The organism is Pseudobdellovibrionaceae bacterium, from assembly GCA_020635075.1.
Classification (GTDB): domain Bacteria; phylum Bdellovibrionota; class Bdellovibrionia; order Bdellovibrionales; family UBA1609; genus JADZEO01.
The window spans coordinates 625,442-638,847 of the sequence record JACKAM010000003.1 but is presented as its reverse complement, the minus strand read 5'-3'; the positions used below and the strand labels follow the sequence as shown (position 1 = coordinate 638,847).

Below are 13,406 nucleotides of genomic sequence, written 5' to 3'. Positions count from 1 at the left end.
TGGAAAGCAGACGTGAATGTGGTCGCAGTGGTCCGCGTTACTGACCGTTCGACGTCCCTCGATTTTGCTGTCGTCAAAAAAGAGTCCTGAATAAGATCCATCATTGAGGATTCCCACCCCGCCTGCCTGATTTAAAAGAGCAATGAGCTTAGCGGTCTTCTCCCGGTCGTAGTTGCTATCGCGGCGGCAATAGACTCCACCCACGTCATCCTGTCTGCGCATGGGACGGATATCAAAACAAGATTTGGAGCCATGGGTTCCGTGAATTCCCCAATTGGGAGGGTGGTAGGCATTCCCCCACTGAAGGGTGCAGCCCGGTGTTCCTGGTGGGCAGATTTTCTCCCACTTCTTCGTTACTTGCAAAAAGGTGCAGACGGCCACCGGATCATTGTAGGCGTCACCGGAATGGGCATCGTCCGGAGTGTAATGTAGGGCATTTTTTCCCGGGCCCATTTGGACGGTGACTTCCCCGGGGCCGGGAGTGTCAATAACCAGAAGATCTTTGTAGTCGACAGGAACTTTGACTAAGCCTTCTGAATCAAAAAATTCCAAATCGCGAATTCCCTTTGTTGGATCTTGGGCTTCCATTTGATTGAGTATTGAGCGGATGGCATCGGTGTGCGCTTTGGTCACCGGATTGAGGGCATTCAATATGGGCTCACACCACTGAGGAGTCATAGCTAGTTCGCGCTCCACAATGCGGTCGCTTTCTTTTGCTACGGGATCATCTTTGAGAACCTGAAAGATATAATTGGTGATGCACGACTCCGCATTGGTGGGTTCACAGCAAATACGCGTGCGGTACTTGCCGTCTTTGGTAGCCAGTCGCACGGTTTTACCAGCGAGGCTGTCGGTCAAGGCCTTGGGCATTTTCAAAAAGGCCGTATCTTTGGTGACGACAAAATTGAAGTCCTTGGCTGGTCTTAGGCTCTTGCCCCAGACAAGTCCCACGTCGCCAATACTGGCCGAAGACAGCTTTTTGTTCGGGTATTTGGAATTGCGAGGGGACTTGGGGTCAGCCCTGCGGGCCAGGCGGCGATTGGTTTTCATCACCTCAAAGGCTTTGGGGTCACGAATACTCATCACCTTAACTGGAACATAGTGATCCGGGGGAAAAGTGTCCATTGAGGACTCTTCTTTGCGCTTAATGACCTCGGCATCGTCCAGCGGTCGGACAATCGACATACGGGGAAGATAGTACAGGACATGACTGTAGTCGGCAAAATTGCGAAAGTTCTCCCACTCCTTGTCTTCCATTCCGGCCCCGTCAGTGGCACTGACGAAAAAGGGGTCCTTGTCGGTGAGAACCTCATCGGGCTCACACTTGGTAAAGGCCTTGTGGACCAACTCGGGACCGCGATGAGGGGGTGATTCGGCCCAGATAAGAAGTGTTGGGACAATCAGGCTTGAAAGTAGAAAGATCAGGTACCCGTTCATATGCTTGGCCCTAGAATCTTTATTCTAAAACTACATTGGGGCTGATCGTTTTTGAGAACGATCACTTCCACCAAACGTGGCCACTCTTCGGGCAGGCCTGCGATGTGATCAGGGAAGCGCATTTTTTTCACATAGCGACCATGGGTGCTGGGTGGGTCGTAGAGCTCAAAGCTCTCGGTCTTTTGCCACTCTTTGGATTTGTCGCCACCGACTTTGCTGGCCACCTCTCTGCCCTTTGTTCCCTCCGATTTGCTCGCGACCTGGACAGAAAAGGTTTGCCAGTGGGGACCCTCTTCGTTTGGCAGTTCCAAGTAGACGGCAACAAAGTTACCTCGGTGGACATTCCACTCGTCAGGGATCTTCTTCCAGGCCAAGACAGCTGTGGCCTTGCCCTGTTTGTCGATCTGGGGTTTGGCTAAGGCCGACCACAACTCAAACCCTTGGGAACGGCAGTCCTGTTCAACGAGGGGTTTTGTTTGCGCGACCGCGTTCCAGGACCAAAGGCTAAGTATAAGAAGGGCTTTTACCATGCTCATTTATCGGCACAAAAGGGGCCAGGAATAAGTCAGTCAGCAAGACCTGGACTTTTATCCCCTTTGCCATGTTGTATACTAATTGTGATGGGTATCTCCCGCTTTTTTCACTGGATACAGGAACAACTCAATCACCCGCTTCGGGTCTTCTGGTTTTGCGCCATTCTTGCCTTTATAAACCTCTTCGTAGATGGCAGCCTACTCCGCCTTTGGAATCTGCATCAGGACTTTCAGGAGATTCAGACCAAAACCGAGGACCTCGAAGTCCGCAGTCAGGAAATGGACGAAAAGTTAAGAAGGGCTTCAGACCCTCTGTTTATCGAAAGAGAAGCCCGAGATCGATTCGACTTGGTCGGCGAAGGGGATCTGGTATTTGTCTTTGCCGACGAAGACGAGTTTGAAGACGCACGAGGTCAGTAATAGTTTATTTGGTTTTCCAATACCTTAACGCACCATCTACACAAAACAGAACTCTAGGGAGGACTGCCTATGGCATTAGGTCGGGTGAAATGCTTTTACTCGCAACAAGGCTATGGATTTATTGAACAAAGCGATGGAAGGCCGGTGTATTTTCATTACACCGCTTGGACAGAGGGTGGTATACCTGATCGCTCAATTGAGGGTGTTGATGTTGACTATGACCTTCTGGAAACCAGTAGGGGACCGGAGGCGACAAACATACGACCACTTGGTCGCTCGGGCCCATAGGGCAAAGTTGAGAGAGCGATCGTGGCGGAGGGCTGGATCATGAAATGGAATGGTGCTGAGGTTAAAAAGTTACGCTTGCGCTTAGGTTGGTGCACGGCGAACTTTGCCCGCCGCCTGAATTGCTCTCAGGAATTGATTCTAAAATGGGAGTCTGGCGAAGAAGAGCCGGACTCTCAGTTTTTCTCTGATCTTAAGTATCTTTTCGACTCGGCAGAATCCAATGTGGTGCGCATGCACCAGCGACTTCTTGCCGAGCAAATTCTCAAAGACCGGGGACTCGGTCAAATCACCACCGAAGACATTTATAGGATAACGGAAGAGAGTTAATGAAGAAGCTCTACCTGGTTGACGTGAGCTCGATGTTCTTTCGGGCTTTTTATGCTATTCCTCCACTTTCAAATCCCGATGGGATGCCGACTAATGCCCTCTATGGATTTTTGTCCATGACCATCAAACTCCTGCGCGACATTAGGCCCGACTACATGGCCTTTTGTTTTGACCGCAAGGAGCCCTCGTTTCGCTCGGATCTTTATCCTGAGTACAAAGCAAATCGCAGTGAGATGCCCGAAGACCTGGTCCCCCAAGTCCCCTATGTCAGAAAGCTCAGTGAACTCATAGGCATTCCAGTTTTGGACAAAGAGGGCTTTGAGGCCGACGATGTGATTGGCACTCTTACTCGCCTTGGTCGCGAGGAAAACTTGGAAGTGATTATCGTCAGTGGCGATAAAGACTTCGCCCAATTAGTGGGCCCCTTTGTCTCCATGTACGACACCATGAAAAACATCCGCTACGATGAAGACGGAGTGGTGGAGAAGTGGGGAGTCAGTCCTGATCAGATCATCGATTACCTGGCTCTGGTTGGCGACTCTAGCGACAACATTCCCGGAGTCAAAGGCGTCGGACCCAAAGGGGCGCAAAAACTCTTAGCGGAATTCAAAACTCTAGATGGCATCTACGAAAACTTGGACAAGGTTTCGGGTAAGGCCCTCAAAGAAAAGCTCACAAATAACAAAGATGAAGCCTACCTTGCTAAGAAGCTAGTCACCATTGTTTTGGACGCTGATGGCGAATGGACTCTGGATCAGTTAAAGCTTAAGCCCATCGACAAAGAGGGCTTACGTTCAACTTTGATGGAGCTTGGTTTTAAGAGCTTTGAAAAAAATCTCCTGGGTGAGGCGAGTCCCGAAAGCAGCGGTGAAGACTCTTCTACTGGCAAAGTCGATAAAAAAAGCGCCGGTTCTAAAGTCACCGCGTCTTCTAGGGCGAAATCCTCATCGAGTACGGCCATTCAAAGTTGGGTCGAGAAGACCTGGACACTCAAAGATTTGGAGTCCGACGTACAAGCCTACGGCGAAGTCTGGACAACGATTTCTGAACGGGGTTTGTTGTTTGGCTTTAATGGACGCGCCGGCTTTGTCGACGGTGATCTGTTGGAAGTCGGCCGAGTTTTGAGCACAAAACTGGTTGCGTGGAAAGGTTTTGATCTCAAGGAAACCTTCAAGGCTCTCAGTGTGGAAGAGCCCGTCGCTAAGTGGGACGCCATGCTGGCCGCCTACGTGGCCCATGCCGGTAACATTGAAAAGTTTGATGAGGTCTACCAAAAATACACAGGAAAGACCGTTCCGGATTTGGCCTCACCCGATCAAATCATCTCCTGCCACGCTGAACTTGAGGCACCCCTTAGGCAAAAACTTGAGGAGATGTCGGGCCAAGGGGTTTTAGATGCTCTGGAACTACCCCTGGTTCCAATTCTCTATGCCATGGAGACAAGGGGCATTGGCTTAGATGTGGATGAATTGGCTGAGCAAAGTAAGGGTCTGGCTAAAGACATTGAAAAGCTGGAAAAGAGTATTCATGAAGAGGCCGGCCAGCATTTTAATATCGCCAGTCCGAAGCAACTGGGTGAAATCCTTTTTGACAAAATGGGATTGCCCCCAAGTAAAAAAACTAAGACCGGCTACTCCACCGCCAGTGACGTATTAAGTAAACTGGCTGATGAGCATCCGATTTGCTCAAAGGTTTTGGAGTTTCGCGAATTGGCGAAGCTTAAATCCACCTATGTCGACGCTCTTCCCCAGTTGATTAATAAGGAAACCGGAAAGATTCACACCCACTTTCGTCAGGCCGCCACTTCAACGGGCCGGCTTTCGAGTGTGAACCCAAACCTGCAAAATATCCCCATTCGTACCGAGCGGGGACGGCTGGTACGCAAAGCCTTTGTTGCCGAAAAGGGCCATGTTTTTATCTCGGCTGATTACAGCCAAATCGAGCTTAGAATTTTGGCCCATATCACTGGCGATCCTGGTTTGGTGAAGGCCTTCAACCAGGATTTGGATATCCACGCGGCAACAGCTGCTGAAATATTTGGTGTTCCACTCAATGACGTGAACCCCGAGCTTCGTCGTCGGGCCAAGGCGGTTAATTTTGGAATTGCCTATGGACAGGGTGCTTACGGGTTGGCCGATAGCCTTAACATTCCCCGTGGCGAAGCCTCGGATATTATCAAGCGCTACTTTCAGCGCTTTGCCAAAGTGAAGCAGTACATGACCGACACGGTGGAGTTTGCCAAAGCCCAGGGTTATGTGGAGACTCTTTTTGGTCGCCGTCGTTACATCGAAGAACTAAAATCCAAGCGCGCCCAAATCCGCGCCTTTGGTGAGCGCGCAGCCATCAATGCTCCCATTCAGGGGGCGGCCAGTGATTTGGTCAAGATGGCCATGATTCAAATCCACCAGGACATTGAAGTCCCTATGATCCTTCAGGTCCATGACGAACTCTTGTTTGAATGTCCCGAAGCTGAAGCTGCCGAACAAGCCGAAGAAATCAAACAGGTCATGGAATCAGCGGCCCAATTGGATGTCCCGCTGCGAGTGAATGTGGCTTGGGGTAAAACCTGGGATGATGCCCATTAGGTGACCGTCACTTTTTGGTATTGGGCTGCAATGCCAAAAAGTGACGGTCACTATTAAGGCTTGGTAATCATGGTTTCGATGAAGACGTCTTGGACGCGGCCCTGGTTGAGGACGCGGTTGATTTCGGCGCGGACCAGGGATTTGATTTGGGTGCGGCCGCCGGCGCCGTTGACTTCTTCGTAGCTGAGCTCTTCAAGGGCGCGTTGAACATAATCAAGAATCTCCGTTTCCCGATCCTTCACTTCCACGGCTGTCTCTTGTGAGTCCACGCTGACGTAGAACTTAAAGGCGCCCATGGGATTGCGGTGACCAGGGGAACGTTGGAGATTCAAAACAATCTTTTCGAGAAGAACGGTAAATGTGGGTTGCGGGAAAGCGGCGTCGAGCTTCTTCCACTTGCTTTCGTCAAATTCTTCCACCCGGTCGGCTACCTCACCGAAGCTTTGCACGTAATCGTCAAACAGGCCGGGGAGCCAACGTCCTTCAAGGTTAAAGGCGATCAAGGTGACAAAGCCGAGAATAAAAAAAGCGGCACTGAAGTAAAGAGTCTTCTCCAGTCGGGGTTTGGCCCAAAAATATTGGATGCGTCCCTTCACCCAAGCAAAAAAGGTCTTTGCTTGAGAAAAGGCATGTTTGATTCGCTCAGGCAGATCGGTCTTGAGAAACTTCCAGGTCAACTGAACCAGGTCAAACCCAGTGTTTTTTGCCTGTAGAGCCAGAGAGCTGGCCTTGCCGGGCAGAGCCTTGATGGGTTTAGTGACTTTGTTGAGGTTTTCCTGGACCTTCGGATAGCGTTCCAGAAGGCCTGGCTTCTTCTCTTTTTCCTCTTCATCGTCCTCATCCAGGCTCTTCTCGTCCAGGTCAAGGGAGTCAATTTCGACGTCTTCGCCCAGCTCTTCAGGGACGATTTCACTGAGTGACATGGCAAAATCAGGATCGTCTTCCTCTAGGAAGCGATCCAAATCCTCGAGTGAAATCATTCCGGAATCTGCGGGCAGGGTCTCTGCGGGAGGACCTTCTGGCTGATTCTCTGGTGATGATTCCGTGGTGTTGTTTTCGCCATCTTCAGTCATTGATCTTTATTATGGCAAAAATCCGGTCCACCTTGGACTCAAAAATTTCTGTTCCGTTCCGATACAGGTATTGGAGGAAGTGATATGAAATGGACTTCAATCATCCCGGCTGTGATTTTGTTGTGTGGACTTTCGGCCTGTAGTCTTCTGCAAAGGCATTACAGTAGCGGCTACTACGGCCAGGAAAGCTCAGTTGCCCCGGATCCTGCCGCCGATTTTTACAATCTCCGTAAAGCTCACGACCAGCAGGAAGCCCTGGAAGAAATGGGCATCGACCCCACCCGGCCTTTAGGCGAGAATGAGCAGCACTCCCTTAATCTGCGCCTGCAACTCAAGCGCATGGAGGACGAAATCCCAACAAAACGGGAAAAACAACAATACTATCGGTATAAGGCTTTTCTTCCTGGTGATTTGGCACGCATCACCTTTTTGCGCATCCCAAGCGTAGAGGGCAGAGAGCGCTGGATCCAAAAGCTCGGCATCTCTGACGACGATAGCAATGGCTACTCCGAGGATATGGCCCAAATCATTGAGAACAACGATATCGTTGTGGGCATGAGCCAAAAGGCCGTCACTGAAAGTTGGGGAGATCCGGACATGGTGGAGGTGGCGGGAAGTCCCGTCTACCGCAATGAGCGATGGAAGTACTCCAAGTACGTTTCCTCCGAAGACGGCTACCGCAAAGAGATGCGCATCATCTACTTTGAAGGCGGCCGAGTTGTTGGTTGGGAAACCCTCTGAGACTTCAAACGGGCCCTTAATTCTTTGGTCTCCAAATTCTGTGTCAATAATGTGGGCTTCTTGCCGATCACTCTCCGCAAATCCTCACACGCCTTATCGGCCGCAGGCTCGTCTTCGGGTCGCATCAGCTTCGCTGCTGCGCCTCGTTCGGCTGAGCCTATTCCCTTCGGTCACTCAGCCTCCCACCCATGCGCGACGGCGAGGATTCGGATTTACGGAAGTGTTCGGCCATTCGCCCCCATTCTCGAAAAGGGTTGCTAGGTTTTGTGGACCAAAAATCAAGGGGCGAGTTTTCGTCTCGCAAATTGTCGGATATGAGAGCTAGTAATCCATACTGGCGGCCAGGAGTTGCTGGATGTCGATGTCATAAGCCTTGATACGGTCGTGAAGAGTGCTCTTGGGAAGACCCAAATCAAGGGCCGTTCGGCGCTGATTTCCCATGTTGGCGACCAGGCGTTTTTCAATAATGGCCCTTTCCAGATCCTTTAAGACATTGCCCGTGCGTGATGGAATGCCATAATCACTTTCCTGATCGATTGGAGTTGCCGGACTTTGTAGTGGGGCGGAGTCGATAATGAGCGGGACCTTGTCCTCACTCACTTTGCCTCCGCACAAGGCTTGAGCTCGGGCGACAGCACTTTTGAGCTCGCGAATGTTCCCCGGCCAGGTGTGCTGCTTGAGTAAATCAATGGCGCCGAGGGTGAAAGAGACTTTCATGTCGCGGGCAAAAAAGTAAAGCAGGTCTTCAAAGTCCTCCATGCGTTCGCGCAGGGAAGGTGTTTGCAGATTGAGGATGTTCAGGCGAAAATACAAATCGGGACGAAAGCGGCCAAGTGACACTTGTTCCTTCAGCTTGTGATGAGTGGCCGCAATAACCCGCACATCGGTCTTGATCGTCCGATCACCGCCGACGGGTCGGATTTCGCGGTTTTCCAAGGCCCGTAAAAGTTTGGGTTGCAGCTCTAAAGGGAGATCGCCGATTTCATCGAGAAACAAGGTGCCTCCGCGGGCGGACTCAAAGGCTCCCTTGCGGTCGTGGGTGGCATCGGTAAAGCTGCCCTTGGTGTGTCCAAAGAGCTCACTTTCAGCCAAGTTGATGCTGAGGGCACTGCAGTTGATGCTGACAAATGGTCCTTCACGACGAGGTGAGTGGCGATGAAGCTGTTCGGCGATGATTTCCTTTCCTGTGCCCGAGGCTCCGTTGATTAAAATGGGCAAAGAGGACTGGGCCACATCCGGCAGGGCCTTGAGTTTTTGGTTCCAGTCCGGATTTTTGCTGGTCAAAAGAATCTTCTCCGGGCGGTGATCCCGTTCAAACAAGAACACCAGCTCTGCATTGCCAACCTTGACGCGATCTCGGTTGGATAGCGGGGCGACCAGCACGCGAGAGCCGTTCAAAAAGGTGCCGTTGCGGCTGCGTAGGTCGCGTAGGATGTAGACCCCATCACACCATTCAATACGGGCGTGGCGCGAGGACACATGGGGGTCGGAGATGACCAAGCGATTCCCCTGGTCGCGGCCAAGGGTGAGGACTTCCTTGAGTTCAACAGCCGATTGATTAGGCCCATCCAAAAAGCTGAGGAAGGCTTTGGCTTCTTTCAGTGGCAGGGGTGATTGCAGTTTTTGGGTGCTCATGAATTCCTCCTTTGCCCCGCTCAAATCCCTGGATGGCGGGTTCGTGTGGTCCTGTCCTCTCAGGACTATTCAATGTGGAGGCCACTTCAAGACCCCCTTATTTTGAGATCAGGCAAATCGTCGACGGAAATTCTCGGATTCCGGTCCGGAAGCTCGGACTAAGGGAGTTGAATCTTGTCTTTGTCGGTGAAAAGACTTAGGTTTCCTCCATGAAAGTGACCTTTATTCAAAGTGGGGTTAAGCCCCAGGATTTCCCCGAAGAAGATCGGCCTGAAGTGGCTCTGGCCGGTAGATCCAACGCCGGAAAATCCTCATTTCTGAATGCCATTGCCAACCAAAAGGTGGCCCGGGTGTCTGCCCAACCAGGTAAGACCCGACTCCTTAATTTCTTTAATGCCGGCGACAACTACCGCATCGTAGATATGCCAGGCTACGGTTATGCCGCCCGCAGTGGGGCCGAAAGAACCAGTTGGCGCAAGATGGTCGAAGGCTATTTAAAGAAGAGAGGGAGCCTGGTTGGTCTGGTCCTCATCATGGATATTCGCCGCAAGTGGACGGCTGAAGAGCAACTTCTCATTGATTTTTGTCTGTCCCGCGACCTGCCATGGTTTGTGATTTTGAACAAGGTGGACAAGGTTCGCCACGGAGAAAAAGTGAAGTTCAAAAGAGCCATCGCGGAAGTGGCGGGAGCGGAAAATGTGTTTTGCACTTCTTCTTCAAAGAACAAAGGGATCAAAGAAGTGGAAGAAGCCATCTTTGAGCAATGGGTAAAGCCAGAAGTGGCGCAGGGGGAAGAATGAAAATTTTGGGCGTCATACCCGCTCGCTACGGATCGACTCGTTTTCCGGGAAAACCCCTGGCTTTGGTGGCCGGGAAACCTCTTCTTCAATGGGTCATTGAAGGGGCGAAGACCAGCAAAAAGCTTTCGGATGTGTGGGTGGCGACGGATCACCAGGAGATCTTTGATCTGGCCACCAAGTGTGGGGCCAAGGCGGTCATGACTGAATCCGACCTACCCTCTGGAAGTGACCGGGTGTGGGCCGCGATTCAGGATCAGGACTGTGAGGTGGCGGTCAACATCCAGGGAGATGAGCCCCTTTTGAGTGGCGAACTTTTGGACGCCCTGGTGACTCCTTTTTTTGCAGATCCGGGGCTGGAAATGGCCACCCTGGGCCGCCCTCTGCAGGAGGGTGATTTAGAATCCCTGTCAACGGCGAAAATCGTCATGAACGAGCGCAACGAAGCACTTTATTTTAGCCGTTTTCCGATTCCCTATTCGCGCGTTGACGCTAAGCAGCTTTCTGGAGTATGTTGCAAGCACATTGGCCTTTACGCCTACCGAAAACCTTTTCTCCAACGATTTTGCCAACAAGGACCCGTGGACCTGGAGCGGGCTGAGAGTCTTGAGCAGTTAAGGGCGCTTTATTTGGGCGCTCGTATCCGCGTGGTGGGTGTGGAGCATGACTCTTGGGGTGTTGACACTCCTGAGGATGTAGCGAAAATTGAGTCCATTATTCAAACAGGAAGAGGCCATGGCAGGACGTAAAAAGACCAAGAAATCGGGTTCAAAGGGCAAGAAAAAGACCACCACCAAGTCCAAGGCCAAAAAGTCTCCACAAAATACACGCAAAACCAAATCACCACTGAGCTCCACATCTGAAGCTTTTCAGCAGAAGTTTATTTTTGTTACGGGTGGTGTGGTTTCATCCATTGGTAAAGGGCTGACGGCAGCGAGCTTGGGTACTTTGTTGGAGTCCCGTGGTTTTAAAGTGAGTTTGATGAAGTGCGACCCCTATATCAACGTCGACCCTGGGACGATGTCTCCCCTGCAGCATGGTGAAGTGTATGTGACTGACGATGGTGCTGAAACCGATTTGGATTTGGGCCACTACGAGCGATTTGTAGGCGTTTCTCTGAATCGCTCCAATTCCGTCACCGCCGGCCAGATTTATGAAAGCGTCATCTCCAAAGAGCGTCGGGGCGATTACCTGGGCGGAACCGTTCAGGTCATTCCCCATATCACCGATGAAATCAAATCGCGGATTTTTGAAGGCGGCCAGGGTGCCGAAGTTGTGATTGTTGAAATCGGTGGAACCGTCGGCGATATCGAGGGTCTTCCCTTTATTGAGGCCATTCGCCAAATGCGGGTTGATGTGGGCATTGAAAACTCCCTTTTTGTCCATGTGACCTATGTGCCCTATATCGCAGCAGCGGGCGAGCTGAAGAGTAAACCGACTCAGCACTCGGTGAAAGAGTTGCGGGAAGTGGGGATTCAGCCCGACTTTTTGATTTGCCGTTCGGAGAAGTCCATTCCCAATGAGTTGAAGTCCAAAATTGGATTGTTTTGCTCAGTTCATCCGGAGAATGTGATTGCTGCAACTGACGCCACCACCATCTATGAGGTTCCTTTAACTCTTCACGAGGAAGGCTTTGATGCCAAGGTAGTCAGACGCCTCGGACTTGAGGACTCTCATGCGGCTATTGAAGATTGGGAAAACATGGTTGCGGCCCTGAAGAGTCCGGATCAGGAAACCACCATTGGTATTGTTGGGAAGTATGTCGACCTGACCGAGAGTTACAAGTCTCTTCATGAGGCGATCATTCATGGTGGTATAGCCAATCACACCAAGGTTAACGTGGTTTACATTGATTCAGAGACTCTTAATCCAAAAACGGTGGCGGGAGCCCTTTCTCAGGTGGATGGAATTTTGGTTCCCGGTGGCTTTGGTGAAAGGGGAGTCGAAGGGAAGATCACGGCGATTCAGTATGCCCGTGAAAATGGTGTTCCCTTCTTTGGCATTTGTTACGGAATGCAGTTGGCGGCGATTGAGTTTGCCCGAAATGTTTGTGGCATTAAGGATGCCACCAGCCGTGAGTTTGGCAAGCCTCGCAAAGGTTCGCACAGCATGGTGATTGATCTCATGGAAGAACAGAAAACCATGAGCGACATGGGAGGCACCATGCGCTTGGGGTCCTACCCCTGCAGTCTGGTCAAGGGCACGAGAGCTCAGGATGTCTATGAGGCTGACCTAGTGCATGAGCGACACCGACACCGCTTTGAGTTCAATAATAAGTACCGCGCGCTGTTTGAAAAGAAGGGCATGACTCCCAGTGGGGTCTGTCGCGAAAGGGATTTAGTTGAAATCCTGGAGATCTCAGAGCATCCGTGGTTTATTGGTGTTCAGTTCCACCCTGAGTTCAAGTCGCGTCCTCTGGTTCCCCATCCGTTGTTCACTTCATTTGTAAAGGCAGTGACTATCCTGAGTCAGGAAATTCCAGTTGGGGCTGACTCCAACCGTAAGCGCTCGGCTGGGTCTCGCGGGCGCAAGGGCAGAACCAACGATGTTCATGAGGTTCGATCCTGATGGCCCCCAATATTGCCGATTTGGAAGAAGCAAAGCGGGTGTTGGAAGTCGAAGCCAACAGTATTTTGCTTCTGCGCGAGCGTTTGGGTGAGGAGTTTTCCAAAGCTGTTGAAATGGTTTTGGCCTGCAGAGGCCGGGTGATCACTTCTGGCATTGGTAAATCAGGTATTATTGCCCGAAAAATGGCCAGCACATTTACGTCCACAGGAACCCCATCCTTTTTTCTTCACCCCGCGGAAAGCTCTCACGGGGACATGGGTGTGGTGACTGTTGAAGATTTGGTTGTTGCCATCTCTTACGGGGGAGACTCGGGTGAGCTTGTGCCGATTCTCACCTACTGTGCGCGAAAGAATATTCCAGTACTGGCGTTAACTGGTAAGACGGACAGTAACCTCGGCCGGGCCGGGACAGTTACATTGGATATTTCTGTGAGTGAGGAAGCTTGCCCACTTGGTCTCGCTCCTACGGCGAGCACCACTGTCACTTTGGCCTTGGCAGATGCCCTGGCGATGGCTGTTTTGAAAAGACGGGGTTTTGATCGGGAGCATTTTGCGGAGTTTCACCCCGGTGGGTCCTTGGGGCGGCGTCTTCTCACGCGGGTGAGGGATGTCATGCACGTGGGTGATGCCCTGCCTTTGGTAAAGCCCAGTGATGAGATGTCTCGGGTCGTGAGTTTAATGACGGCAAAAGATGTGAGGGGAGTGGCCGGAGTTCTTAGTGAGGATGGCTCATTGTTGGGGATCATTACAGACGGTGATATTCGCCGTCGCCTGGAGAAGAGTAATACCCCTTTGATTGAAAAAGCCGAAGCCATGATGTCTCTTCACCCCAAAACTATCAGTGCGGATGAGCTGGCTGAAAAGGCCTTGTTTGTGATGGAACAGTTTCAGATTCAAACTCTGTTTGTTGTTGATCCGAGTGGTGACAATCCCAATCGTCCGATTGGACTCATTCACCTTCAGGATCTCCTCCGCTCCAATATCCGCTAGATGGAATTCAGGC

General features: G+C 51.3%; 13 protein-coding genes. 9 read left to right on the top strand and 4 right to left on the bottom strand.

Annotated elements, in window-relative coordinates; translation table 11 throughout:
- Positions 1 to 1,437 (bottom strand): hypothetical protein (locus H6624_17515; protein ID MCB9086143.1); only part of this gene is annotated, 1,437 nt, incomplete at its 3' end.
- Positions 1,434 to 1,973 carry a hypothetical protein gene (locus H6624_17510; GenBank protein ID MCB9086142.1) on the bottom strand — a complete coding sequence of 180 codons (540 nt, stop codon included), beginning with the start codon at positions 1,971 to 1,973 and terminating at the stop codon, positions 1,434 to 1,436. The genes H6624_17515 and H6624_17510, both read right to left, overlap by 4 nt.
- Before the next feature lie 81 nt (positions 1,974 to 2,054).
- Between H6624_17510 and H6624_17505 the strand changes: the two genes are divergently transcribed.
- From H6624_17505 to polA, 4 genes are all read left to right on the top strand, one after another.
- On the top strand, positions 2,055 to 2,390 hold the full coding sequence (locus H6624_17505; protein ID MCB9086141.1) for a septum formation initiator family protein: 336 nt from the start codon (positions 2,055 to 2,057) through the stop codon (positions 2,388 to 2,390).
- 69 nt (positions 2,391 to 2,459) lie between these two features.
- On the top strand, positions 2,460 to 2,678 hold the full coding sequence (locus tag H6624_17500; protein ID MCB9086140.1) for a cold shock domain-containing protein: 219 nt from the start codon (positions 2,460 to 2,462) through the stop codon (positions 2,676 to 2,678).
- A 39-nt stretch (positions 2,679 to 2,717) separates the two neighbouring features.
- The gene (locus H6624_17495) at positions 2,718 to 3,005 is read left to right on the top strand and encodes a hypothetical protein (protein MCB9086139.1); all 288 of its coding nucleotides are present in this window, start codon (positions 2,718 to 2,720) and stop codon (positions 3,003 to 3,005) included.
- Entirely contained in the window at positions 3,005 to 5,590 is a 2,586-nt protein-coding gene (polA, locus tag H6624_17490) for a DNA polymerase I (GenBank protein MCB9086138.1), read from the top strand. Before H6624_17495 ends, polA begins: the two co-directional genes overlap by 1 nt.
- Positions 5,591 to 5,643: 53 nt before the next feature.
- Here polA and H6624_17485 read toward each other — a convergent pair whose 3' ends face one another.
- A complete protein-coding gene (locus H6624_17485; GenBank protein MCB9086137.1) occupies positions 5,644 to 6,663 on the bottom strand; it encodes a flagellar basal body-associated FliL family protein in 1,020 nt (339 codons plus the stop codon).
- Positions 6,664 to 6,747: 84 nt separating this feature from the next.
- On the opposite strand from H6624_17485, the gene H6624_17480 reads away from it, so the two are divergent.
- Entirely contained in the window at positions 6,748 to 7,404 is a 657-nt protein-coding gene (locus H6624_17480; GenBank protein ID MCB9086136.1) for a hypothetical protein, read from the top strand.
- 321 nt (positions 7,405 to 7,725) lie between these two features.
- On the opposite strand, the gene H6624_17475 is transcribed toward H6624_17480, so the two are convergent.
- Complete coding sequence (locus H6624_17475; protein ID MCB9086135.1) at positions 7,726 to 9,039, bottom strand: sigma 54-interacting transcriptional regulator; 1,314 nt, start codon at positions 9,037 to 9,039, stop codon at positions 7,726 to 7,728.
- Positions 9,040 to 9,248: 209 nt separating this feature from the next.
- On the opposite strand from H6624_17475, the gene ysxC reads away from it, so the two are divergent.
- Genes ysxC through H6624_17455 form a run of 4 tightly spaced genes read left to right on the top strand, consistent with a single transcriptional unit; the run spans position 9,249 to position 13,393 of the window.
- Entirely contained in the window at positions 9,249 to 9,839 is a 591-nt protein-coding gene (gene ysxC / locus H6624_17470; protein ID MCB9086134.1) for a ribosome biogenesis GTP-binding protein YsxC, read from the top strand.
- On the top strand, positions 9,836 to 10,585 hold the full coding sequence (gene kdsB / locus H6624_17465; protein ID MCB9086133.1) for a 3-deoxy-manno-octulosonate cytidylyltransferase: 750 nt from the start codon (positions 9,836 to 9,838) through the stop codon (positions 10,583 to 10,585). Before ysxC ends, kdsB begins: the two co-directional genes overlap by 4 nt.
- On the top strand, positions 10,572 to 12,404 hold the full coding sequence (locus H6624_17460; GenBank protein ID MCB9086132.1) for a CTP synthase: 1,833 nt from the start codon (positions 10,572 to 10,574) through the stop codon (positions 12,402 to 12,404). Before kdsB ends, H6624_17460 begins: the two co-directional genes overlap by 14 nt.
- Positions 12,404 to 13,393 carry a KpsF/GutQ family sugar-phosphate isomerase gene (locus tag H6624_17455; protein MCB9086131.1) on the top strand — a complete coding sequence of 330 codons (990 nt, stop codon included), beginning with the start codon at positions 12,404 to 12,406 and terminating at the stop codon, positions 13,391 to 13,393. The genes H6624_17460 and H6624_17455 overlap by 1 nt, the downstream gene beginning before the upstream one ends.
- Positions 13,394 to 13,406 lie beyond the last annotated feature (13 nt).

Excerpts from the sequence above, each read along its gene's own strand:
- H6624_17510 (MCB9086142.1), bottom strand. The coding sequence starts at position 1,973 with ATGAGCATGGTAAAAGCCCTTCTTATACTTAGCCTTTGGTCCTGGAAC.
- H6624_17500 (MCB9086140.1), top strand. The coding sequence starts at position 2,460 with ATGGCATTAGGTCGGGTGAAATGCTTTTACTCGCAACAAGGCTATGGA.
- H6624_17495 (MCB9086139.1), top strand. The coding sequence starts at position 2,718 with ATGAAATGGAATGGTGCTGAGGTTAAAAAGTTACGCTTGCGCTTAGGT.
- polA (MCB9086138.1), top strand. The coding sequence starts at position 3,005 with ATGAAGAAGCTCTACCTGGTTGACGTGAGCTCGATGTTCTTTCGGGCT.
- H6624_17485 (MCB9086137.1), bottom strand. The coding sequence starts at position 6,663 with ATGACTGAAGATGGCGAAAACAACACCACGGAATCATCACCAGAGAAT.
- H6624_17480 (MCB9086136.1), top strand. The coding sequence starts at position 6,748 with ATGAAATGGACTTCAATCATCCCGGCTGTGATTTTGTTGTGTGGACTT.
- H6624_17475 (MCB9086135.1), bottom strand. The coding sequence starts at position 9,039 with ATGAGCACCCAAAAACTGCAATCACCCCTGCCACTGAAAGAAGCCAAA.
- ysxC (MCB9086134.1), top strand. The coding sequence starts at position 9,249 with ATGAAAGTGACCTTTATTCAAAGTGGGGTTAAGCCCCAGGATTTCCCC.
- kdsB (MCB9086133.1), top strand. The coding sequence starts at position 9,836 with ATGAAAATTTTGGGCGTCATACCCGCTCGCTACGGATCGACTCGTTTT.
- H6624_17460 (MCB9086132.1), top strand. The coding sequence starts at position 10,572 with ATGGCAGGACGTAAAAAGACCAAGAAATCGGGTTCAAAGGGCAAGAAA.
- H6624_17455 (MCB9086131.1), top strand. The coding sequence starts at position 12,404 with ATGGCCCCCAATATTGCCGATTTGGAAGAAGCAAAGCGGGTGTTGGAA.